Below are 23,032 nucleotides of genomic sequence, written 5' to 3'. Positions count from 1 at the left end.
GCGCGTAGAACTGCACCCGTCGATTAATTCGATTCGGCAATTAATGATTTCGAATTCCAACTTCTCTTCGCGGGAAGGCTTTGTAATCTAACGGAATTCGAGGGGCTGAATTCATCAGTAAAGATAGTTGAGGCAGACACAATTGTCTCTCTGCCCAACCCCTCAACGGGGATTATCAAAATGGAGAATCACGCACAATGCTGAGAATTGGCGTAGACATCGGTGGCACGTTTACGGACTTCTGCGGGTGGCGCGAGGGTGAAACAGAAGTGATAAGCCTCAAAGTCCCTTCAACGCCGCCTGCTTTCGAAAACGGATTCCGGCAAGGCTTCGAGCGCTTATTGGATCGGCTGAAACCCGCGGAGAATGAAGCCGCCTTGGTGATGCATGGCACGACGGTCAGCACCAATGCCGTGATCGAGCGGAAAGGACCGAAGATCGCATTCTTCGTCACCAAGGGCTATCGAGACCTCCTCGAACTGCAGCGCATGGGTGTCCGCAATCCGTTGAACATCTTCGAGAGGCGCACAAAGCCGTTGATCGAACGTGCGATGGTCTTCGAGGTCGATGAGCGGTTGGTCCGCGGCGGAACTGTCCGGCACGAGGTCAATGAAACCGAGGTCGAGGACCTGGCTCGTAAGGCTGTGGAAGCGGGTGCAGTGGGTTTTGCCGTCGCTCTCCTTCATAGTTATGCCAATCCCGAACACGAACGCCGCGTCGCCGCCGCCATCCGCCGCGTGGTAGGTTCCGATGTGGAGGTAAGCGTTTCGAGCGAAATCTGGCCACGCATCGGCGAGTACGAGAGAGCGATTGTCAGCGTCTTGAATGCGTTCGTGCGGAAGCGCATGAACGAATACATCGGCGCAGTCGAGGACTACGTTGCAGGCCGTCTCCCTGGGTCACAACTCTTCGTGACCCGATCGAACGGTGGTGCAATGGCCGCGAGCGAAGCTCGCCATTATCCAGTCCACACCCTGCTGTCGGGTCCGGCCTCCGGCGTCACGGCCGTGCAGTATCTTGGAAAGGCACTTGGGGAAAGAAACATCCTGACCATGGATATGGGAGGGACCAGCACCGACATCTCTCTGCTTCGTGATGGTGAGGCGCTCACCTCCAACTCCGCTGAGGTCGGAGACTTTCCAGTCGTGATGCCAGTCACGGGCATTGAGGCAATTGGTGCTGGAGGAGGATCAATCGCCAAGATCGATGGTGGTGTCCTACGGATCGGACCCACGAGTGCAGGCTCTTATCCCGGCCCTGCGTGCTTCTCGCGTGGTGGTAACGATCCGACACTTACGGACGCCTATATTCTAGCGGGCTATCTGCCTGACGTTCTTCTGGGCGGGGAGATGAAGCTCGACAAAGACGCCGCTCGCAGAGCAATGGCTCCGATTGCCGAGGCGCTGAACACGGATACATTGAGCGCTGCCGATATGTGCGTGGCCGTAGCCAGTTCAAACATGGTAGCGGGCGTACTGCCGTATCTCGCACGGCAAGGGGTTGACCCAGAGGACTTGACACTATTGGTCTACGGAGGAGCGGGTGCAATCCAGGGCCCGCTGCTCGCCGCCGAATTGGGTATAAAGCGGGTATTGGTTCCGAGCACACCATCGGTGTTTTGCGCCTTGGGTGGTCTCGTGTCCGAGCTTAGTCATGACGTCATGGAAACCGTACATGGACAAGATGTCGATGGGTTCGTCATCGCATCCAAATTTCGAGCCCTTCGCGAAAAGGCAGAGGATTGGTTGACGCGGCAGTCGTCGTCCGACCGGCTCATTTCGACCACGTTCGAGTGCTGGGCCGAAATGCGCTATCTCGGCCAATCATTCCAAATCGATGTTCGACTGCCGGATGTTTCGATTAACCAAGCCGACCTCAGTGCAATGGAAGATGTCTTCCATCAGGAACATGAGCGCATCTATAGCCACGCCGACAGGGGAGCGACAGTGGAGTTCGTTGACCTGCGCATGCGGGTTAAGGGCGCCATGTCAATTCCTGAGCCGGTTGCACCAAAGTCTACAATCGCCGGCGACGCCGTGAAGAGTACCCGTCCGATGCGCTTCCAAGGCAGATTGTACGAGGCCGTTAACGTCTACGAGAGAGCACGCCTTGCAACCGATCAGAACGTAATCGGTCCCGCGGTGATCGAACAGGCCGAAGCCACGATCGTTGTGCCTCCTGAATTCACTGCAAGCGTCGGTCCTTTCGGCGCAATTTTCCTGACCCGGAGCTAAGCCATGGACGCCGTTAGAACAGCTATTATGAGCAACCGCTTCAACGCTATCGTTGAGGAGGCTTCTGCTGCGGTATATAGAACCGCGCACACAACATTCGTGAAACTTGTCCAAGACTATCAATGCGCGATCGCGACCGCTGAAGGGGACATGTTTGCTTATCCGGTGCAGTCTGGCGTCAACGTCTTTGTCGGCTCACCGATCCGACCGACACTCGACGCGATCGGTCGCGAGAACCTCAAGCCGGGTGATATCGTCATTACGAACGATCCCTTCGCAACGGACGGGCTCGTCACGCATCTGATGGATATCACGCTTCTCTATCCGATTTTTCACAACGAGAAACTAATTGCCGTCGGCTGGGCCTTCGTCCACGCATCCGACATCGGCGGAGCAGTGCCTGGTAGTATTTCTCCCGCTTTTACTGAGGTTTTCCAGGAGGGGCTTCGGGTACGGCCGGTGAAGCTATACGAAGGGGGCGTGCTCAACACGGTCATCCGATCGATCTATGAGGATAACAGCCGGATCCCGACCGAGCTGTGGGGTGATATTCAGGCCATGATCTCAGGTCTGAAAAGCATGGACCGAAGGATTGGCGAATTGTGCGACCGCTACGGCGTGGAGAGCGTTGAAAAGGGAATGAACGACGTTATCAGTTATGCGGAATCTAAGGCCCACGCGGTGATCGAGACGATCCCTGACGGCATCTACATGTTCTCGGATTACCTTGAGGGCATTTCAGAGGGGCAGCTTGCCTATTTCTCCGCGACAATGACGGTACGTGGCGGTGAGATTGAAGTTGATTTTTCTGGGACTGACCCTCAAATGGCTGCGGCTTATAATCTGGTTACGGGAGCAAGTACGCACCCTTACATCATTCAGTGCCTATACGCATATATTCTGACGGCTGATCCGCTCACCCCGCGGAATTCGGGGATTCTTCGTGCAATCAATGCGCATGCCCCCCGCGGTACTGTGCTTAATGCCGTATACCCGGCGTCCGGTGGTTCACGCGCCGCGTCGGCTACCCGTGCATATGACCTCATCCTTGGCTGCTTGAATCAGGCACTCCCCGACGGTCTGGCCGCAGCCGATTCGGGCAATGCCGGTGTCATCGTTGTTTCGGCTCCGGATCCGCGAACGGGTCGTGACCGGGTGAATGTCGTCAACACGATTCATGGTGGTGGTGGTGCGCGCAAGAAATGCGACGGAGTAGATGGGACAGCAGTACGCTATTCCCAGCGTAGCGTTCCCGTCGAGATTATCGAGGTCGAAACGTCTCTCGTCATGCAAGCCATCAAAATCGTTCCGAACAGCCGCAGGGCCGGCCGTTACGTGGGCGGAGCTGCCATTGAAATGGATATCGAAAATGTTGCACACCGAGCGGTCATGACGGTTCGAAACATGAACCGTTTCGTGTTTGCGCCCTGGGGCTTCAACGGCGGTGAACAGGGAAAGCTCGGGCAGACAATCGTCAATCCCGGGCGGCCTGACGAACGCTCCATTGGGAAAATTTCCGTCCTCGAACTTCGACAGAATGAAGTGGTTCGCATTATCAGCCCATGCGGGGGAGGATTCGGCGATCCGTTTGAGCGCGAAAGTGAGGCGATCGCGCTTGAGATCGAAAACGGCATGTTGTCCGAAGACCGTGCCAGAGATGTGTATGGTGTCGTCTTCGACGTCGATGGGCATATAGACGCCGGTGCCACTGCGAAGAACCGTCGCGCCAAGAGGAAGAGTGCTAGCGCCGGCTTCACTTTTTGCGCCGAGCGTCAGCGGCATGATCACGTTTGGCCGGATCCGGTGAGACGGAAACTTGCTTCGTTGGCGATGTCGTTTGAACAGCGCGTTCGCAGTCAGCTTGTTGGCAACATTCACAACGAGATGCTGTCGCAAGGGGCTACCGTCGATGAGGAAAATCTACGTCGGATCGTCCGGGAGGATGGCGAGCGTCTTTCTGGAAAAGCAGTCGCATCCTGATCATTGCGCCGCATCCCTCGCCTGCCGATCACGATCGGCAAGCGAGGTATTTTCAGATAACTCGGAATTGGCTACCTTGCTCGGTAGGCTAGTCGAGAGGACGTGGAACCGCTTGAGGGATTCAAGGTGGTCGAATGACGCCGGTAAGCCATAAGATCGAAGGTTATGCCCAAGGAGCGATGTTGCAACCCATGAATCAGTCGCTCGGATTGTGGAGCATGAAATGTTTCCTTGCTCTCGCCGAGGAACTTCATTTCGGCCGCGCGGCAAAGCGATTGAATATGACGCAGCCGACCCTGAGCCAGCAAATCCGGAAGCTTGAATCTGGTTTCGGAGTTCAATTGTTTATCCGTTCGACTCGAAGCGTGGAATTAACCCCGTCAGGGGAGACATTCTTACCGCTTGCTCGCGAGGCGCTATTGAAGCTCGACGAAGCGGTCTTGCTCTCGAGATTAGCGGCGGGCGGACTCAATCCGGGCGGCGAGAGCCTCAAGGTCGGCGCTATTGATCCGGCAGCACACCGATTGCTCCCACTTATCCTTAAGCGCTTCCGTAGCCGTTTCCCGGCCACATTTCTCGATGTGAGAATCTACGATTCCGTGGACCTGTTAAAGGCACTAGAGCGTGGAGAAGCGCATGTTGGTATTATGCGCCCGCCCACGAATGTTAACGCCATCCGATATCGCCCTCTTGCGTCTGACCGTTTCGTGGCGGTCATTCCCAGACGATCTCCACTTGCAAATCGAAGCGCACTGCGATTGTCGCATTTCGTAGGTCATGACGTTTTCACATTGAACCGCTTCGAGTTATCAAGCTTCAAGGCGGTCTACGACAAGCTCATAAGCGCAGGTATCAAAACTGATCTTGAATTGAGAGCGTCAAACACTTCGGCCGCACTAGCCTTGGCAACCGCAGGATTGGGAATAACCTTCCTGCCGGAGTGGATTGAAAGTATCGCTGGTAACGATGTCGTGTTACGTAGAGTAGAAGATCTCACCGAAGAAATTTCGATTGGGATAGCTTGGCGCGCTGATAATCCGATCCCGGGTGTGCTTCCGTTCATCGAATACGCAGAACTGACGGCGAAATCTGTGTAGCGCCGTGATTTTGCCATCCGGGGTCTATGATCCGCAAGCCATCGTCTTCAGCGGACAGATTCCGCCTGGAATCGCGGAAATGATGATCACGCGGACACGGCTGTTCGGCAAGCCGCGTTATGGTGTCGGGCGAGCGAGCCCGACCAGCAGCAACTCCTTTCAAGCTGACGTTTTTCTAGGTGATGTCCACGCTATATCCAGCGTCGGCGTACATTCTTCCCGGCGGATAATACGCCCCCTCGCTGACCGCGACTCTTGGTCTTCCCAAAAGGCGATGAATCTGAATCTCTGGTGCAAACCGGAGGTTTGCCATGGGAGCAGCGATTTCATTGCGGGAGGATTTTGACGCGGAAAGTCTTCGGCGTCTTGCCCGCCAGAGCAAGCATGCCGCTCAGGCACGTCGTCTTCTGGCGCTTGCCTTGATCTATGACGGAGGCTCGCGCACGGATGCGGCGCGGCTGGGCAACGTCACCCTTCAGATCGTGCGGGACTGGGTCTTGCGGTTCAATTCGCATGGCCCTGACGGGCTGGTCGATGGCAAGGCCCCCGGGCCCAGGTCACGGCTGAACGATGTTCAGCGGGCGGCGCTGACAAAGGCCATAGAACGGGGGCCGACGCCCTATCTCGATGGCGTCGTGCGCTGGCGTTTATGTGATCTGGCTCAGTGGCTGTGGGAAGAGTTTCGTGTCTCGGTAAGCGAACAGACGCTGAGCCGAGAGGTGCGTGCCATGGGTTACCGCAAGCTGGCTGCCCGACCGAAACATCATGCGCAGGATCCTCAAGCGATTGAGGAGTTTAAAAAAACTTCCCCGCGGCAGTGGCAGAGATCGCAAACGGGGCCGCTCAAGGCAAGGAACTAGAAATTTGGTACCAGGATGAGGCCCGCGTCGGGCAAAAGAACAAGATAACCCGCCGCTGGGCAAAGCGAGGCTCAAGGCCGTCCGCGCCGCATGACCAGCGAACCCGATCGGCCTACATCTTCGGTGCCATCTGCCCCAAGCTCGGCAAGGCGGCGGCGCTGGTCATGCCCTGGTGCGACACCCACGCCATGACGCAGCATCTGGCGGAGATATCCCGTCATGTCGCCGATGACGCGCATGCCATCCTCATCATGGATCAGGCGGGCTGGCACATGTCCAACAACCTCCTCGTGCCCGCAAATATCACAATCCTGCCACTGCCGCCGAAATCACCGGAGCTCAACCCGGTCGAAAACCTCTGGCACTTCATGCGCGAGAACTGGCTGTCGAACCGCATCTTCAAATCCTACGACGATATCGTCGCCCATTGCTGCGATGCCTGGCGCAAGCTCGAAAGCCAGCCCTGGCGCATCATGTCGATCGGACGCAGAGAATGGGCAAATGGGTTCTGATCAATGAGGACGCGTATAAGCTCTCTGTAGATGAGAGATGGTGCGGCTGGTCGGGCTCGAACCGACACTCCTCTCGGAACCGGATTTTGAATCCGGCGCGTCTACCAGTTCCACCACACCCGCACATTTCCCCGCTGATTCTAGCCGTCGCGCTCTGCGCCTATACTCCTAATTTCGTTATTTCTTCCATACGACTTCGCCGAACACTTTTGATCGATATCGATCAAAAGCGGCTCGATCGACATGGATCAAATAAAGGCCTGCCGCAGGCGAAAATTCTAATAATTGATGCAATGCGTTGTAAAAACGTCATAAAACTATCACACGCAATTCACTTGACGAAGATGCCTTTCGCTCGCTATGAGCGATATGCATCACAGACAAAGAGGAGAGGCCATTGCTCAACGCCGCAGAAGACCGCCAAGCAAAAATTGTCGAGCTATTGCGCGAGGAGCTTTTCCTCGACATCCGGTCGCTGACCGAACGCTTTCAAGTCTCGGTCGCGACGGCCCGTAGAGACCTCGGTGAGCTCGAAGAGGCCGGGCTCTTGCGCAGGACGCATGGTGGTGCAGTCAGCATCAATCAGGTGGCGCTGGATCCTAGCAATGCGGTTCGCGCCGTGTCCAATCGGACAGAGAAAGCGGCAATCGCGGCGACAGCCGCCGGCATGATCGCCGACGGCGATGCTGTGCTTCTCGATGCCGGCACGACGGCATTGGAAGTTGCGAAGCTGCTGGTGGGGCGTGCTGACCTTACGCTCATATCGAACGGCGCAGACATTATCGCCGAACTGATCCGCGGCGAGGCAAAGAGCATTTATACAGTCGGAGGCGAATACGCCGACACCAACCGCTCCTTCCGGGGTCCCCTGGCAGAACATTTCATTCGGCAGTTCAACGCTGACAAGCTGATCCTCAACGCCGCTTCGATCGACCTTGATCGCGGGTTGATCTGCACGGGATCGCCTCAAAACGCGAGCGTCGAGCAGGCCATGATCGAGGTGTCGAGGCGCGTCATCGTGGTCGCGGACCACTCGAAGTTCACGAGGTCGAGCCTCTCGGTCGTCGCGAAAATTGAGGACGTAGGCGTGATCGTCACAGACGCCGGCGCCAAGAGCATCATCGATAATGTACCCGAGAAGCTGCGGAAGAAATTCGTCATCGCGAACTAGGGTCCGATGTGTCCGCTACCCATCAACAGCATTCAAACAAGGCAGGGAGAGAGCAATGCTCAGAAGTAATCGCAGAAACTTCATGATCGGCGCGAGTGCAGCGACGGTGCTGGCATCGACGTCTGGCGTCAACCTGGCCTTCGGGCAGGAGCGACGCGAGCTTCGCATCGGGGTGAACGGCCTGCCCGGTTCACTGGAGCCGGTCAACGCGATCAGCAACACCGGGGTCCGTATCGTTGCGCAGATTTTCGATACCCTTATCGCCCGAGACTGGTTCCATAACGGGGCGCCCGGAAACAGCACAGAACTGGTGCCCGCTCTGGCCGAGAGCTGGAAACGTCTGGACGACAGATCGGTCCGCTTCAATCTCCGCGAAAACGTCAAGTTCCACAATGGCGTGGAGATGAGCGCGGACGACGTTGCCTATACATTCTCTTCGCAACGTTTGTGGGGCGACGAGGCGATCAAGACCATTCCAAACGGCCGCAACTTCTCTCCCGACTGGGACGAGCCGGTGGTGGAGGACAAATACACCGTCGTCCTGCGCACCAAGACGCCTTCCTACTTGATCGAAAAAATTGTGGCCTCCTGGGTCGGCCGCATCGTTCCCAAGGATTATTACAAGGGCCTGGGACCGGTCGCGTTCGGCAACAAGCCAGTTGGCACCGGACCCTATAAATTCGTCGAGTTCGTTGCCGGCGACCGCGTGGTTCTCGAAGCCAACGATGGGTATTGGGGTGACAAGCCGACCGCGTCCAAAATCACCTACCAGGTCGTTTCAGAGCCGGCGACACGCGTCGCCGGGTTGATCAGCGGCGAATACGATATTGTCACGACGCTGACACCGGACGACATGGCGCTAATCAACGGCTATTCAGATCTGGAAACCCGCGGCACGTTGATCGAGAACTTCCACATGTTCACGTTCAACATGAACCAGCCCGTCTTCAAGGCCAAGACGCTCCGGCGCGCAATGGCGCTGGCCGTCAACCGACCTGTCATGGTCGAGTCCCTGTGGAAGAATTTGGCCTCGATTCCCAACGGCTTCAACTTCCCGCATTACGGCGCCACCTTCGATCCCAAACGGCGGCCGATGGAATACAATGTCGAGGAGGCCAAGCGCCTCGTGAAGGAAAGCGGCTACGACGGGATGCCGATCACCTATCGCACGATGGGCAACTATTATGCCAACGCCGTCCCTGCACTGATGATGATGATCGAGATGTGGAAGGAGATCGGCGTCAATGTCGTCCCGGAAATCTACGCTCCCGGAACCACGGCGAAGGACGAGAATGTCTGGATTAGGAACTGGTCGAACGGCCTGTCCTTGACCGATGCCCTCAACACCATCGTCTCCGAGTTCGGGCCACAGGGTGGTGTGCAGAAGCGGTGGGGCTGGAAGGCGCCGGCCGAATTCAACGAGTTGGCCGTGAAGGTCTCGCAATTGCCTGACGGGCTGGAGCGGGTCGACGCCTTCAACCGCATGCGCGACATCTTCGAGGACGAGGCGCCGGCTGTCATTCTTTATCAGCCATTCGATGTCTACGGCGCACGCAAGGATGTGCGCTGGAAGCCGGTGAGCTTCGAAACCATGGAACTGCGGGCAAACAACCTCAGCTTCGGCTGAGGGCCACCAGGCAAATGGCGGCGCGTTTGAGTATGCGTCGTCCTTGGGAGGAACAGAAGTTGTCAGATCTTTTGACGGTTCGCGATCTGGTGGTTCAGGTGCCGGGGCGGGCGGCAAGAATCATCGATGGGATCAGTTTTTCGCTAGACGGTGGGCAAACGCTCGGGCTGGTTGGCGAGTCCGGTTGCGGCAAGAGCATGACCTGTTATGCGATCGCCAAGGCATTGCCGCGCGCCGTAGCTCAGACCGGTGGGACAATAGCGCTAGCCAGTGACGGGCGCTCCTCCGGCACCCGAAAAGATCCAACGATCGCGATGATCTTTCAGGATCCCACGAGCAGCCTCAACCCAGTTCACACGATCGGCTATTATCTGGAATCCAGCCTCAGCCGCCATCAGGGGCTGAGGGGCAATGATGCGCGGCTGGAAGCAATGCGGCTGCTTGAGCGTGTGGGCATCGACCAGGCAAAGAGCCGCCTGCGCTCCTATCCCCATCAGTTCTCAGGTGGGATGAACCAGCGCGTGATGATCGCGCATGCTCTTGCTGCCAAGCCCGCGTTGCTCATTGCCGATGAACCGACAACGGCGCTTGATGTCACGACGCAGGCTCAGATCCTACACCTGCTCGAGGAACTGAGATCGGAAACGGGCATGGCCTTGTTGATCGTATCGCACGATCTGGGTGTCATCGCGCGATTGGCTGATCGCGCGGCGGTAATGTACTGTGGCAAGATCGTCGAGACGGCCCCCGTGGTCGAATTGCTGGAGCGTGCAGCGCATCCATACGCCCGCGCTTTAATCGACTGCATGCCGACCATTGATCCCGACGACCTCGAGCCGCCGGTCCCTATCCCCGGATCGGTTCCGCTTCTCGAGAACCTTCCGGCCGGGTGCTACTATCATCCGCGCTGCCCGCGCGTGAGCGACAGGTGCACAGCCAGCTTTCCTGGTCCCGCAAGCGTCGGTCCCCTTCATCAGGCCTGGTGTTATCATCCGGTGAGCGCATGAGTACGCCTCTCCTCCAAGCCCGCAACCTGACCAAAGTCTTCCGGTTGAAATCCGGACTGTTCGCAAAGGCATCCAGTCAGGTGGCGGTGGAATCTGTCGATCTGGATCTCGCCAAACGAGAGCGCATCGGTGTGGTCGGCGAATCCGGTAGTGGCAAGTCGACTTTAGGTCGCCTTATCCTCGGTCTCACGCCTCCGACCGTGGGCGAGGTCCGGTTCGAAGGAGTACCCCATACGGAACGCACGTCACGAGACTGGAAGAAGTTTCGGATGCAGACCTCCCTGGTGCAGCAGAACCCGTTGTCTGCTCTGAACCCTCAAATGTCGATCGGCGAACAAGTGGCGGAGGCTGTCTGGGTACATCATGTGGCCGATCGCACGGGAGCACGCGACCGTGCCGCCGCGATGCTGGAAAGGGTTGGGCTTCCAACCGGAATGATGGGCCGTTTCCCCCATCAGATGTCTGGCGGCCAGCGCCAGCGCGTCGTCATCGCACGCGCCTTGATCCTCGACCCGAAGCTTGTTGTGTTCGACGAGGCCGTGTCGGCCCTGGATGTATCGGTTCAGGCGCAGGTGGTCTCGATCCTGAGATCGCTTTGGCTGGACCTTGCCTATGTCTTCATAACGCACGACCTGCGCATTGTCCGACACCTGGTTGATCGCATCGCCGTCATGTATCTCGGCCGTGTCGTCGAGACCGGCGACATCAAGTCCGTCTACGCGTGGCCTCGTCATCCGTACACGAGAGCATTGCTTGCGTCCGTGCCAACGATGGATCCATGCGTTCGAAACGTGGAACCACCGATCCAGGGCGAACTCGATTTCAGCACGCTCGCGAAAGGATGCTCCTTCCGGTCGCGCTGTCCGTTCGCCATCGAGAGATGTGTTTCCGAAACGCCCGCGCTTCGCCAGGCCGGCGACCAAAAGGTGGCCTGTCACCGGGCTGAGGAACTTCCACGCGAAATCGTCCTGCAGAGGGAGATCGCGCAATGATGAGCTTCATCCTCGCACGAACTGTTCGAGCCCTTGTGGTCCTCTTCCTCACCGTAACCTTCGTCTTCATCGTTCTGCGGTTGAGCGGCGATCCGGCCGAACAGATTCTCTCCGATGTCGCGACGCCGGAGGCACTGGCGGCGTTCCGCATTAACTGGGGGCTGGACAAGTCCATTTTGGAACAGTTTCTCATTTATTGGAGCCACGCGATCCGGGGTGATTTCGGGACGTCCTTTGCCGACGGCCGCGAGGTATTCGCGGTCATTGCCGAGCGCGTCCCCAAAACGTTGCTGGTCACGGTATCGGCCTTCGTGCTGAGCATGCTCATTGGTATTCCCGCGGGAATTCTCGCTGCGGTACGGCGCGAGACGGCTTCCGACAAAGCCGTCATGGCAGGCGCTGTTCTTGGCTATAGCGTTCCCAACTTTCTGCTCGGGCTTGCCTTGATCTTCATATTTGCGGTCTGGCTGCGGGTCTTGCCGAGTTCGGGAAGCTCCACCTTCAAACATGCGATCCTGCCGATCGCGACGTTTGCCCTCTTTAACGCCGCGGGCGTTGCACGATTTACCCGCTCGACGCTGATCGACGTGCTGGGGCAGCCCTATATCGCCGCGGCTCGCGCCGACGGTGTGCCGGAGTGGGACATCATCCTGCGTCACGCGCTTCCGAACGCGGCGATACCGATGGTGACCATGCTGGGCTTCATCGCCGGCGGTTTGCTCGGGGGCGCGGCGCTGATCGAGCCCGTGTTCGGCTGGCCGGGCCTGGGAAGCGGTTTCGTCCGCGCCACGAGTTCCGGCGATCTCAACGTGGTCCAGGCAATGATCATTCTCTTCACCGCCTTCATGGTCACGATCAACCTGATCGTCGATATCCTCTACGCGGTCCTCAATCCGAAGATCAGGCTTCAAAGCAATGAAAGATAACGCTGTCAAATTGCGAAGAGCTCAGCCCTCGGCGCCGAAAGTACCGGTTAGTATCTGCATATGCGCGGCATGGATCGTCGTGGTCGTGTTCATCGGCGTGACGGCACATTGGGTGGCGCCTTATAACTATCTGCAACAGGCTCCTATCTCGCGTTTTGCGCCGCCGGGTACCCTTCCAGGCCACCTGTTCGGGACAGACTATCTCGGACGAGATGTGCTCAGCAACCTGCTGGTCGCGACGCAGACGACGCTAATGATCGCGTTCATTGGATCGCTGATCTGCGCAGTCATCGGTACCAGCCTCGGCTTCCTGGCCGCACACTTTTATGGCTGGATCGATAATCTGATCATGGGTTTCGCCGACGCCATGTCGTCTGTACCCTTCATCATCATTGCGCTCGGGGTGCTGGCATTCTTTGGATCGAGCCCGCTGCTTTTCGTCTTCCTCGTGGGCATCGCGAACTGGGAACGCTATGCGCGGCTCAGTCGTGGGCTCGTGCTGAGCGCCAACCAGGAGGGATACGCGGAGGCGGCTCGCATCGTCGGCGTTCCGTCACTGCGCATCTATCTGCGTCACATTCTGCCGAACATCGCAGGTCCGCTCATCGTCCAGCTGACTGTGAACTTTCCCGAGATCATTCTCCTGGAGAGCGGATTGAGCTTCCTCGGCCTCGGAATCCAGCCGCCGGCCACCAGCCTTGGGCTCATGGTGGCTGATGGTCGGAATTACCTCGCCATAGCTTGGTGGCTCACAGCTCTTCCGGGACTGATGATCGTGCTCACCACCTTATCCATCAGCTTGCTTGGCGACTATCTGCGCGACCGTTTCGACGCCCGCCTGCGCTAGAAAGAGAAAAGATGTTTGACACCCTCCCTTCCAGCTCCGGGCACATTCTCGTTTGTGGCCATCGCGGGCATGTTGTCGACGGTCACGAGAACAGCCGTCCGGCTTTCCGCCGTGCCGCCGAACTTGGCGCATCACTTTGCGAGATCGATCTGCGAATGACGCGAGACGGTCAGCTCGTGGTGTTTCACGATGACATTCTCGACAATGCATCGACAGGCACCGGGATCATCTCTCAACTCGACTATGCCCAGATCGCACAGTTTCGGACCAAAGCCCGTAATGGCATGCCGATCGAGGGCCAACCAATCGAGTTGTTCGAAGACATTCTTGCATATTGCCGAGACCTCGGAATGGGCTTGATCATTGAGATCAAGGACAAGTTCGAGGGCACGGCCTACCTGGAGCAGGTAGTCCGACTGCTGAAGCAAGCCCAAATGTTCGAACGGGTGCTGATCAGTTCGTTCGATTACGTGGCTTTGCGTGACATAAAGCGCTTCGCTCCCGGCATTCGCACGATGGGCATCAACTATCATCGCCTGGTCGAGCCGGCCGCAGCCGCACACTCGGCATTGATGGACATCATGAACACCGATTATCCGCAGTTCGCCGCCGATATTGCCGAGAGTCTTCACGCCGCCAACGTCGCCGTCAGCCATTACGTCCCGCCGCCGGAATTCTTCGTGATCAGGCGCGGCTATGGCGTCGACTATTTCGAAGAGCTTGGCGCCCATCTGCGCGCGGGACTGATCGACATGCTGGTCTGTGACGATGTCGGTTGGAGCGTCGATTTCATTGCGCGTTGTGGCTTGAGCGTATCGCGCCTGTCTTAGAAAAGGAAAAAACATGAATCCACTCAGAGTGACATCCGCGGCGATGCGTCTCGCCGGCCACCGGGGTCATAGCGCAGGCGCACCGGAAAATACGTTCGCTGCGTTCCGGAAGGCCCATGAAATTGCAGGACAAGGTGTCACCTGCGAGACCGATCTTCGGGTCACAAGCGATGGAGAGCTCGTCCTAATCCACGATGAAATCGTGGACCGCACCACCAACGGTCACGGCCTCGTCCGCAACATGACCTACTCCGAGATTGCCGCTCTCGATGCCGGCCGGTGGTTCGGTGAGGAATTTGCCGGAGAGCGTATTCCACGTCTGAAGGAGGCGCTGCAGCTCGCTCGTGAACTGGGGATCATCTACCAGCTGGAACTCAAGACCTACGATCGCGACGACGTTTTCTTCCCGAAGCTGCGGGCGCTCATTGACGAACTGGGCTGCGCAGATCTTCTGCAGTTCTCGTCCTTCGATTTCGTTCAGCTGCGGGCGCTGAAAAAGGCGATACCGGAAGTGCCCACCGTCGGTCTGTCGCATTCCCGCCTGATCGACCCGGTAGCGATTGCGCGCGAGGCGAACCTCGATGCCATCAATCTTGAGATCTATCACTTCCCGAGCGGCGAGGCACGGCAGCTTCATGACGGTGGTATCGCCGCCTTCCTGCATGTACCGCGCCCAGAACGGCTAAAAAGCCTGAAGGAGTATGGCGTCGACATCGAAGCCGATGTGGTTCAATGGATCCGCGAAGGCCAACTGGATCAACTCATCAGTGACGATGTGGCGCAGGTCGCAAGGCTCTGGGACGAAGCCCGTGGCTGACTTGCATATTTCCGAGCCGACCGGGCGAACGGTCGAGGCAGTCATCGAGGAGATTGCGCGTAAAGCTGGTGAACTCGCTCTTACCCACTTCCGGTCTCTGGCCAGTCTGTCGGTCGAGAAGAAGGGACACCTCGACCTCGTGACCAAAGCTGACAGGCAAGTTGAGGAGTTCCTGATTGCCAGTTTGCGTCACGCGTTTCCACACGACGGCGTCTACGGCGAAGAGGGCGGCGAAATCGCGGGCGATTCCGGGCGCATCTGGGTCATCGATCCGATCGATGGAACGTTCAATTTTGTCCGTGGTGGCCAGAACTGGGCGATTTCGATTGGCCTCTACGAGCACCGCCGGCCGGCCTTTGGCGTGATTTATGCTCCTGTGCGTGATCTGATGTTAACCGGCGGGACGGCGATCGAAACACGGTTAAACGGTCAACCGATGAAGGCTCTGCCTGTGCTCGATCTCTCGCAGGCCTCCGCGGGAATTGGTCTGCATCCTTCGATCGCCAGCGAAGATCGCCTTGAGGTCGTACGCTATATTTCCGACGAGTTGCGCATCAGTTTCCGCTGCTGCGGATCATCGACCCTCTCGCTCATCGAAGTCGCGATGGGCGAGACCGACGGCTACGTGGCGCTCGGGGACTCGACCTGGGATGTGATGGCCGGACTGCCAATTCTCGCCAATCTCGGTGTCTCCCATACAATCGACTGGGATCGTACCGAGCTCCAGGCAAAGCTGCGGTTCGCCTGCGGTAGCGAAGAGTTCCTGCAAAAGGTGCGCCCTTTGCTGCAGAAAGTGTCGGTAGCCTGATGCCGAAGGAACTCCGATGACTCGCCGCGCCGAAAGAGAACCTCGTGCCGTTCGTGCGCTCTCGCCGGCGGAGTTGCGACAGCGCACGGTAGACGGCAGGGGTGTCGCGGACATTCGGCTGTTGCAGATGGAAGATGGCCCAGGAAGAGGGCAGCGGCTGCTCGTCGTTCGAAACGCAAGCGGCATTGGATTTGAGGTCGCGCTGGATCGAGGTTTCGATATTGCGAGTGCAACATGGCGCGGAATCAACATCGGGTGGAACAGTGCGAACGGCTTGCCATGGCCGCCGAATTCGATCGATGCGGAAGATGGCGTCGGCTTCTACAGGAACTTCGATGGCTTCATCGTCACTTGCGGCCTTGATCATATAGGCGGTGCGAAACGGAGCGATGCCGGCCACTTTATCCACAAACATCGCAAGGCAGTTTTCAATCCACTGCATGGGAGGATTTCCAGCCAGCGGGCCACGCTTTCGGGTTATGGGATCGACTGGAGCACAGACGTGCCCGTCATCTGGGCAGATGGCATTGTCAGGCAGAGTGCTGTGTTCGGAGAGAACCTGGTCCTGCGCCGTCGCATAGAGGTCGATGTGTTCGGCAACGCCATCCGCCTCAACGATGTTGTCGAAAACCAAGGCTTTCGGCCCACGCCGCATGCGATCCTCTATCACGTGAATTTCGGCTATCCATTCCTCGACGAGTCAACGCAGCTCGCGGGCGATCTGCACCACGACCTCGTCTCAGCGTTCAATAGCGAGGATAAGCGTCCAAGGGCCGACTTCGTGGACTATTTTCAGGACACGCCTGTCGTTTGCGATCTGCCGGAGGCGTCCATCGAATTACGCAACAGAGCCTTGCTTGGAGGAGTGCGCGCCCGGCTCTCGTTTTCCCGCGTGGCTCTGCCGCGTTTCGGCATCTGGAGAGCTTTTCAATCCGGCGTATATGCCCTCGCGCTGGAGCCAATGCGACGATTTGATCTGAATGAGAAGCCGGCAGAGGATGCTGTAACTTTAGGAGCTGGAGAGACCGCCATGTACTGGCTCAGAATAGAACTCAAATCGACCAATTAATCTTCGTTCGATACCGGTTATCACCTCTTGCGCGCACCGGAGTCGCGCGTCTACAAAAAGCGATACCGTTGCTGTAGTCCGGCGCCTAAACACATCCCATTTCCGCGATCCACGCATCTGTCGGACACCTAGTTTAACGACAGCCTCACCGTCCTATGTGCACGCCATAGCCCTCTAACTCCCGATTGATCAACGTGAGGGCTTCCACCGTTAGGGATCTATTGCTTTCTATCTCCTCACACGCCCATCCAGAGGAGATGCAAGATGAACGCGACAGCGAACATGCGAATCGGAAAGACCATCAGACGACGCCAGTTACGTGAGATGGTGCCGTTAGCTGACAGCACTATCTACGAAATGGAACAGCGGGGGGAATTTCCGCGGCGCTTCGCTTTGACTCCACGATGCGTGGTTTGGGATCTGAGTGAGGTTCAGGCATGGCTTGCCGCCCGTCGCTCAAAACCCATTTCCCGTGCGCCCGGCCCCGACGTGACACAACGTCGAGCACGCCCGGTCAAATAGCAGGATCGGGCGCCAGGATCGGCATCGACGGCGGGATAAGCGTTGGCACGTACTTCCTGCCATCGACCCAGGCGTCCAAGATGTCCGACCACTCCTGCATCATATGCCGACGCTGCACCTCATATTCGGCTTTGTTATAGACGCCGCGCGACGAGCGCCCGTCCTCATGCGCCAGGCATTTTTCGATCCAGTCGCTGTTGAAACCGAGTTCGTTCAGCAGAGTCGAACCAGTCCGCCGCAGATCGTGAACCGTAAACGGCTCCAAGGGCAAACCTTCCGCTTTCGCCCGTTCGACAACTGCGTAGGTGACCCGGTTGAAGGTGGCGCGCGACATTGGAGCATCCGCGTCGTACCGCGACGGCAGAAGGTATTTTGAATTTCCTGCGCAGGTTTTCAGGGCGATCATGATGTCGAGCATCTGGCGCGATAGGTAGACGTTGTGCGCTTTTGATCGCTTCATCCGTTCCTTCGGAATCGTCCAAACCGCATTTTCGAAGTCGACTTCGTCCCAAACGGCGTCCTGCAATTCACTCTTCCGGACCATTGTAAGGAGATAGAGCCGCATTCCCAAACGGATCGTGGGAAGCGTTGCGATGTGTTCGAGTTGCTTCAGCATTACCCGAATTTCAGAGGGCGAAAGTGAGCGGTCCTTCGGCACAAAGGTGGCGATCGATGCCGGGCCGACTTCGTCGGCCGGATTGGCAACCTTCTCGCCGTGCAAGATTGCGAAGCCGTAAATCTGCTTCAGGATGTCTCGTACATGGATAGCCGTCGCCGGGGCACCGCGTTCAACGATGCTGCCGCAATGTGCCCTCAGATCGTCTGGCGTGATCTCCGTCAGGAGACGATTGCGCCAGACAGGTAACAGCTCCCGTTCGAAGATAGAACGCCGCATGGCACGCGTACTGTCCGCCATCGGCGCCGCAGTGAGCCACTTCTCCCCGAACTCTCCAAAACTTTTCGCCTCTTTCAAGCGACGCTTGTCGCGCTGCTTCTCGATCGCAGGCGATCGTCCTTCAGCAACGGCGCGCCTCGCGTCAATGCACTTCTCTCTAGCGCGGGCAAGCGAGATACCATCGCGCCCGTACCTGCCCAGATAGACAGTCTCCCGGCGGCCGTTGAGCCTGTAGTCCAAGCGAAATGAGATCGCACCACTGGGCATGACGCGGACGTACATCCCGTCGCGGTCGGCGACTTTGTACATCTTCTCTTTTGGTTTCAATGCCTTGAGGGCGGCGTCCGTCAGCATCCCACTGCCTCCTGAAAAGTACCGTCAGCACAAATCCGGGGCTCAGCGACAGATATTCGCCATTACATTCAATGACTTAATACGAAAAAAGTACCGTCACGAGCCTCATTGTCCCTGACGGTACTTTCAAAAATGCGGCTGAGCAATATACCCGAGGCCCGTCAGACGGGCCGCCAGGCTCAAACTATACACGCCGATAGCTGCCGATTGTTATTGGAAGGATTTATTTTTGTTTTCAGTAACTTATGTCGAACGATAGCGCAATTTCGGCGGCGCTCGGATGGGCCTGAATCATTCCCGTCACATGATGTCTGAACTGATCGGGTGGGACGAGATGACCCCAACTAGACTGGCGATCCTCAAGTCAACGATCCGGGCGCAAACGACTGTCGTCCTCGAATCCTGTTGCTAAACCCCGCCTCTCGCCCGTCGAGACGAAATCGAAGCCTGTCTGTTCGTAGTGCTTTATCAACTAAAGATATTGCAATATTCAGCCACCTCCGCAGTCGAACCGATCGATGACGATCATACTTGCGCTTGTTGGATGCGCATCAAGGCTGTCTGCGTCAGTACTGGCACCAATCGTCGTGGTACCCACGAACGCTGCGAACTGCGGTGCTGGACGCTACGAACCGTAGTAAGGAAAACGGTACGTTCGGAAGTTATTGGGCGGCGCATACGAGCGATAACAGTTCTAGGTGCCTTTGAAACGGGAGTTACCCGATCTTTTAATCCTTAGGTGAAACCGGATGCGTGTCGGAACTATCTAATACTTGGCAGGAATCGCTTCCACCTAGTGGAAGATGTCACAAGGCCCTTTGTCGGTCCGCGCATATTGCGACTGGCGCACTCCTCGCTGTGCGTTGGCCCGTCTAACAGCGTCAGTCGGGCATTATGATGAATGTTCATTCGCAGCGTGATTGAAAAACTGAAGTGTAGCAACTCCAGTCTCCCTAATCCGCTCCGAATGGACACCCTTCTGAAAGCTCACATCTAGGCGACGTTCTTGTCTTGTGTCTTCGTGTCGAAATCGCCAGCATCGTGGCGTTCGTGCAACTGGCTCGACGGTTCGCCGAACACCCGATTGACCATCCGGCCGCGCTGCACTGCAGGACGAGCGCCGATCAGGTCGGTCCAGCGTTGCAGGTTCTTGTATTCCTGGACCTGAAGGAATTCCGCAGCGTCGAAGAGCCAGCCCTTTGCCAGTGCGCCGTACCACGGCCAGACGGCGATGTCAGCAATCGTGTATTCGCTGCCGGCCAGATATTCGTTGTCGGCAAGACGACGATCAATGACGTCCAGTTGACGTTTTGTCTCCATCGCGAAACGGTTGATGGGATATTCCATCTTTGTCGATGCGTAAGCGTAGAAGTGGCCGAAGCCTCCGCCTAGGTAGGGGGCACTGCCCACCTGCCAAAAGAGCCAGGACATGCATTCGGTCCTCACCAGCTGCTCGGTGGGCAGGAAGGCACCAAACTTTTCTGCAAGGTAGAACAGGATCGAACCGGACTCAAACACGCGAACTGGGGTTAACCCGCTGCGATCCATCAGCGCCGGGATCTTGGAATTTGGGTTTATGTCGACGAAGTCGCTGCCAAACTGGTCGCCTTCGGTGATGCGAGTCAGCCAGGCATCGTATTCCGCGCCCGTGTGGCCGAGTGTCAGCAGTTCCTCGAGCATAATGGTCACTTTGACGCCGTTCGGCGTCGCCAGCGAGTAGAGCTGCAGCGGATGCTTGCCTATCGGGAGGGGCTTGTCGTGAGTCGCACCGGCGTTTGGCCGGTTGATATTGGCAAACCGGCCGCCACTTGCCTGGTCCCATGTCCAGACGCTGGCGGGCTTGTATTCGGTGTTGTCAGTCATTTTTCACTCCAGTCAGTTGCGCCCCACCGGTATAATTTGGTCTCAAACCTGCAGACGAACAAGTTATGTTTTTATGACAATCAAGGAGCTTGACCGTTGATGAGTTTGGTTCGCGTGATCTGGTCTCTCGCCGCGCATATCGGAGGCGATCGCGGGCATTGGTCGGCATTTGGACCTTTTACAAGACTCGATGTTGGCGTTCATCCTATCTACCGGCAGACGTCGCCCCGAGCGGTATTTCAGTACGAAACGATAAGAATTCTGCGCAGTATAGGCGGACACTACGATCGACTGACGTGGAAGTCAGTTTGTTGCTCCCAGCACGTCGGTGATGCCTGATCGAAATCATTGGGAAGGCTCGCATTGGAGCCGTCGCCTTTATTGATGACTTGCGTGGCTGATATGATATCCTATCGTAACATCCTGTGAAGAAGCTGACACTTATTCCTGGGTTTGTCGCGTGAATAGCTGATCAACCAACAGCTGCGCATATAGCAGAAAAAGGGACGGTAGCATCCGTGCACGCATTGAGGAGTGCTCTGTCCAGTGCTAGCGCAACGATTAAGCCGTCCCCAGCTCGCTTTCGAGCAAAATAGTATATCTAATGCCAGGGGCGGACGATGAATAAAAACTAAGACGTCTTCCGAAACTGCAGACGCCCCCTAGAACAACGCCGGATTTTCTGCCCAGCCGCAGCAAGCCTCGTAGCAACGACCAATGCGACGAGATTACACATGTTAACAACTGTATCGGGAGGCGAGATAAACGTTGGCGAGCTAACGAACTAACGACACCAGGACGCTCCTGCTAAATTTAAAACAGGAGAAGCTAGTTCCATAGTGATGGCTTACGTGACCGCCGATATCCCTTACGAACCACGCTTCCTTTTGTATCAATCACTTAATAGATCTCAGAGGCTGCCTCAAAAAGAGGTGGGTGATTTCAACAGGTTATGATTCCTTCGGATTTGCGAAGATTCGATGGAGTACACGATGGCCTGGACTGAAATCACCCGTCGGCACTATGCCCGGCGCACGGCACGCTACGCAAGTGACATGACGGATCGGGAATGGGTTTTGGTTGAGCCTTTTCTGCCGATACCCCGCCGCTTGGGCCGTCCCCGCACCACTGATTTGCGCGAGGTCGTCAACGCTCTGCTTTACATCGCCACGACCGGTTGCCAGTGGCGCATGCTGCCAAAGGACTTTCCGCCCTGTTCAACCGTCCAGCGATATTTCTATGAATGGCGGGCACTGGGACTTTGGACACGTATCAACCATCATCTGGTGATGGAGGCTCGCGAGTTGGAGGGCAGAGAGGCAAGCCCGACGGCTGGCGTGATCGATAGCCAGAGCGTGAAAACCACGGAAAGTGGCGGCATACGAGGCTACGATGCGGGCAAGAAGGTCAAAGGGCGCAAGCGCCATATCATCGTCGATACGCTCGGCCTGATGGTCGGCCTCATGGTGCACAGCGCCGACATCCAGGATCGCGACGGTGCTCCCGATCTCCTGAAATCCATTCGCCACAGGTGGCCATGGTTGCTGCATGTCTTCGCCGATGGTGGTTATGCAGGCGACAAGCTGAAGCGGCGACTGAAGAAGATCGGGCGCTGGACTGTCGAGATCATCAAGTGCTCGGACAAAGCGAAAGGCTTTGACGTGCTGCCACGACGCTGGGTCGTCGAGCGGACCTTCGCCTGGCTTGGCAGATGCCGAAGACTGGCAAAAGACGTAGAAAAGTCCATCGCCTCCTCACAGGCATGGATCATGATCGCCCACATTCGCCTGATCACTCGGCGCCTTGCAAGGTATCGATATCATTGAAGGCTTTTCGAGTCCGACTCTCAGACACGGGTCGAGGGTTCGCTTCCCATCAAGCGCAAACCAATCCAATGTCAGATTTCCGTCGATTGCAAATGTCTTCGAGCGAACTCTATCAGGCTGACGATATGGCCAGCCACCGCATCCCGGGTAGATTTCTTATCTCCAAGCTCGATCGCTTCGATTATGACGAGATGTTCGGTCGAATCCGGCCTGAGGCGATCCTTTAGCCGCTCGATTTCGAACAACCGCGTCGTCGCTCGAAGTTCCCGCAGGACCTTTGCCATAACGGCATTGCCGCAATTGTCGATGATCATGTTGTGAAGGTTGTCGTCTGAGAACCAGTGCTGATCGGTATGATAGGCGGTGGCCCCAAGCAGTTCGTGAACTTCTCTCCTGACTGTTATGAGTTGGCGACGGGGGATCGCTTTTATGGACAAGACTGCGGCTTCGGGTTCGATGAGCAGGCGAAGCCTCAAGCTTTGCAAATACTCGCCGATGTCCACATGACGAACTACGTAGTTCCGGCCGTTGCTCTTGCGGACGAGACCTTCGCCTTCAAGGCGTTGAAGGGCTTCCCGCAAGGGAGTTCTCGAGATGCCAAGTATCTCGGCAAGCCGAGCCTCCACGATGACATGGCCCCCCTTCAGCCTGCGATGCCTAATCATGTCGGATATGGCCTTGTAGGCCATGGATGCGAGATTATGCGCGCTTTTGTCTGGGGCGGTCTCCACCCGCCCGCTTGAAACGTCTGTCACAGTCCTGTCAATCTCCAATCCGCTTCCGCCCGATCTCTCG

General features: G+C 57.1%; 19 protein-coding genes and 1 tRNA gene. 16 read left to right on the top strand and 4 right to left on the bottom strand.

The window, feature by feature from the left end; genetic code table 11:
- Window positions 1-197: 197 nt before the first annotated feature.
- From V6582_RS02085 to V6582_RS02070, 4 genes are all read left to right on the top strand, one after another.
- Window positions 198-2,234 carry a hydantoinase/oxoprolinase family protein gene (locus tag V6582_RS02085; protein WP_156634259.1) on the top strand — a complete coding sequence of 679 codons (2,037 nt, stop codon included), beginning with the start codon at window positions 198-200 and terminating at the stop codon, window positions 2,232-2,234.
- 3 nt (window positions 2,235-2,237) lie between these two features.
- A complete protein-coding gene (locus V6582_RS02080) occupies window positions 2,238-4,214 on the top strand; it encodes a hydantoinase B/oxoprolinase family protein (RefSeq protein WP_156634261.1) in 1,977 nt (658 codons plus the stop codon).
- A gap of 134 nt (window positions 4,215-4,348) precedes the next feature.
- Complete coding sequence (locus tag V6582_RS02075) at window positions 4,349-5,311, top strand: LysR family transcriptional regulator (RefSeq protein ID WP_234889836.1); 963 nt, start codon at window positions 4,349-4,351, stop codon at window positions 5,309-5,311.
- A 311-nt stretch (window positions 5,312-5,622) separates the two neighbouring features.
- A protein-coding gene (locus V6582_RS02070; protein ID WP_156634263.1) for an IS630 family transposase occupies window positions 5,623-6,683 on the top strand; the annotation gives its coding sequence in 2 pieces (ribosomal slippage) (window positions 5,623-6,115 and window positions 6,115-6,683; 1,062 coding nt in all).
- A gap of 38 nt (window positions 6,684-6,721) precedes the next feature.
- On the opposite strand, the gene V6582_RS02065 is transcribed toward V6582_RS02070, so the two are convergent.
- Window positions 6,722-6,806: transfer RNA gene (locus tag V6582_RS02065), tRNA-Leu, on the bottom strand.
- Window positions 6,807-7,080: 274 nt separating this feature from the next.
- On the opposite strand from V6582_RS02065, the gene V6582_RS02060 reads away from it, so the two are divergent.
- The 11 genes from V6582_RS02060 (at window position 7,081) to V6582_RS02010 (ending at window position 17,299) form a co-directional block, all read left to right on the top strand.
- A complete protein-coding gene (locus tag V6582_RS02060; RefSeq protein ID WP_156634265.1) occupies window positions 7,081-7,854 on the top strand; it encodes a DeoR/GlpR family DNA-binding transcription regulator in 774 nt (257 codons plus the stop codon).
- 55 nt (window positions 7,855-7,909) lie between these two features.
- The gene (locus V6582_RS02055) at window positions 7,910-9,481 is read left to right on the top strand and encodes an ABC transporter substrate-binding protein (protein WP_156634267.1); all 1,572 of its coding nucleotides are present in this window, start codon (window positions 7,910-7,912) and stop codon (window positions 9,479-9,481) included.
- A gap of 59 nt (window positions 9,482-9,540) precedes the next feature.
- Complete coding sequence (locus tag V6582_RS02050; protein WP_234889837.1) at window positions 9,541-10,488, top strand: ABC transporter ATP-binding protein; 948 nt, start codon at window positions 9,541-9,543, stop codon at window positions 10,486-10,488.
- On the top strand, window positions 10,485-11,480 hold the full coding sequence (locus tag V6582_RS02045) for an ABC transporter ATP-binding protein (protein ID WP_156634270.1): 996 nt from the start codon (window positions 10,485-10,487) through the stop codon (window positions 11,478-11,480). Before V6582_RS02050 ends, V6582_RS02045 begins: the two co-directional genes overlap by 4 nt.
- Window positions 11,477-12,406, top strand: coding sequence for an ABC transporter permease (locus tag V6582_RS02040; RefSeq protein ID WP_046602122.1), 930 nt, complete (start codon window positions 11,477-11,479; stop codon window positions 12,404-12,406). Before V6582_RS02045 ends, V6582_RS02040 begins: the two co-directional genes overlap by 4 nt.
- On the top strand, window positions 12,396-13,253 hold the full coding sequence (locus V6582_RS02035) for an ABC transporter permease (protein WP_156634272.1): 858 nt from the start codon (window positions 12,396-12,398) through the stop codon (window positions 13,251-13,253). Before V6582_RS02040 ends, V6582_RS02035 begins: the two co-directional genes overlap by 11 nt.
- An 11-nt stretch (window positions 13,254-13,264) precedes the next feature.
- Entirely contained in the window at window positions 13,265-14,083 is an 819-nt protein-coding gene (locus V6582_RS02030; protein WP_156634274.1) for a glycerophosphodiester phosphodiesterase, read from the top strand.
- Window positions 14,084-14,096: 13 nt separating this feature from the next.
- A complete protein-coding gene (locus tag V6582_RS02025; protein ID WP_156634276.1) occupies window positions 14,097-14,900 on the top strand; it encodes a glycerophosphodiester phosphodiesterase in 804 nt (267 codons plus the stop codon).
- A complete protein-coding gene (locus V6582_RS02020) occupies window positions 14,893-15,708 on the top strand; it encodes an inositol monophosphatase family protein (protein WP_420360226.1) in 816 nt (271 codons plus the stop codon). The genes V6582_RS02025 and V6582_RS02020 overlap by 8 nt, the downstream gene beginning before the upstream one ends.
- A gap of 16 nt (window positions 15,709-15,724) precedes the next feature.
- The gene (locus V6582_RS02015; RefSeq protein ID WP_156634278.1) at window positions 15,725-16,777 is read left to right on the top strand and encodes an aldose 1-epimerase family protein; all 1,053 of its coding nucleotides are present in this window, start codon (window positions 15,725-15,727) and stop codon (window positions 16,775-16,777) included.
- 264 nt (window positions 16,778-17,041) lie between these two features.
- Window positions 17,042-17,299 carry a helix-turn-helix transcriptional regulator gene (locus tag V6582_RS02010; RefSeq protein WP_156634281.1) on the top strand — a complete coding sequence of 86 codons (258 nt, stop codon included), beginning with the start codon at window positions 17,042-17,044 and terminating at the stop codon, window positions 17,297-17,299.
- Here the strand turns inward: V6582_RS02010 and V6582_RS02005 are convergent.
- Together V6582_RS02005 and yghU are read right to left on the bottom strand one after the other, a co-directional pair.
- On the bottom strand, window positions 17,292-18,548 hold the full coding sequence (locus V6582_RS02005) for a tyrosine-type recombinase/integrase (protein ID WP_156634283.1): 1,257 nt from the start codon (window positions 18,546-18,548) through the stop codon (window positions 17,292-17,294). The two genes, V6582_RS02010 and V6582_RS02005, sit on opposite strands and share 8 nt — an antisense overlap.
- Window positions 18,549-19,541: 993 nt before the next feature.
- Window positions 19,542-20,411 carry a glutathione-dependent disulfide-bond oxidoreductase gene (gene yghU, locus V6582_RS02000; RefSeq protein WP_156634285.1) on the bottom strand — a complete coding sequence of 290 codons (870 nt, stop codon included), beginning with the start codon at window positions 20,409-20,411 and terminating at the stop codon, window positions 19,542-19,544.
- 992 nt (window positions 20,412-21,403) lie between these two features.
- On the opposite strand from yghU, the gene V6582_RS01995 reads away from it, so the two are divergent.
- Entirely contained in the window at window positions 21,404-22,237 is an 834-nt protein-coding gene (locus V6582_RS01995) for an IS5 family transposase (protein ID WP_349508853.1), read from the top strand.
- A gap of 71 nt (window positions 22,238-22,308) precedes the next feature.
- On the opposite strand, the gene V6582_RS01990 is transcribed toward V6582_RS01995, so the two are convergent.
- Entirely contained in the window at window positions 22,309-22,926 is a 618-nt protein-coding gene (locus V6582_RS01990; RefSeq protein WP_156634928.1) for a GntR family transcriptional regulator, read from the bottom strand.
- Between the last annotated feature and the right edge of the window lie 106 nt (window positions 22,927-23,032).

Origin of the sequence: Agrobacterium vitis, from assembly GCF_037039395.1 — a bacterium.
Lineage (GTDB): Bacteria > Pseudomonadota > Alphaproteobacteria > Rhizobiales > Rhizobiaceae > Allorhizobium > Allorhizobium vitis_E.
The sequence above is the reverse complement of the archived record's forward strand: the minus strand, read 5'-3'. Positions and strand labels throughout refer to the sequence as shown.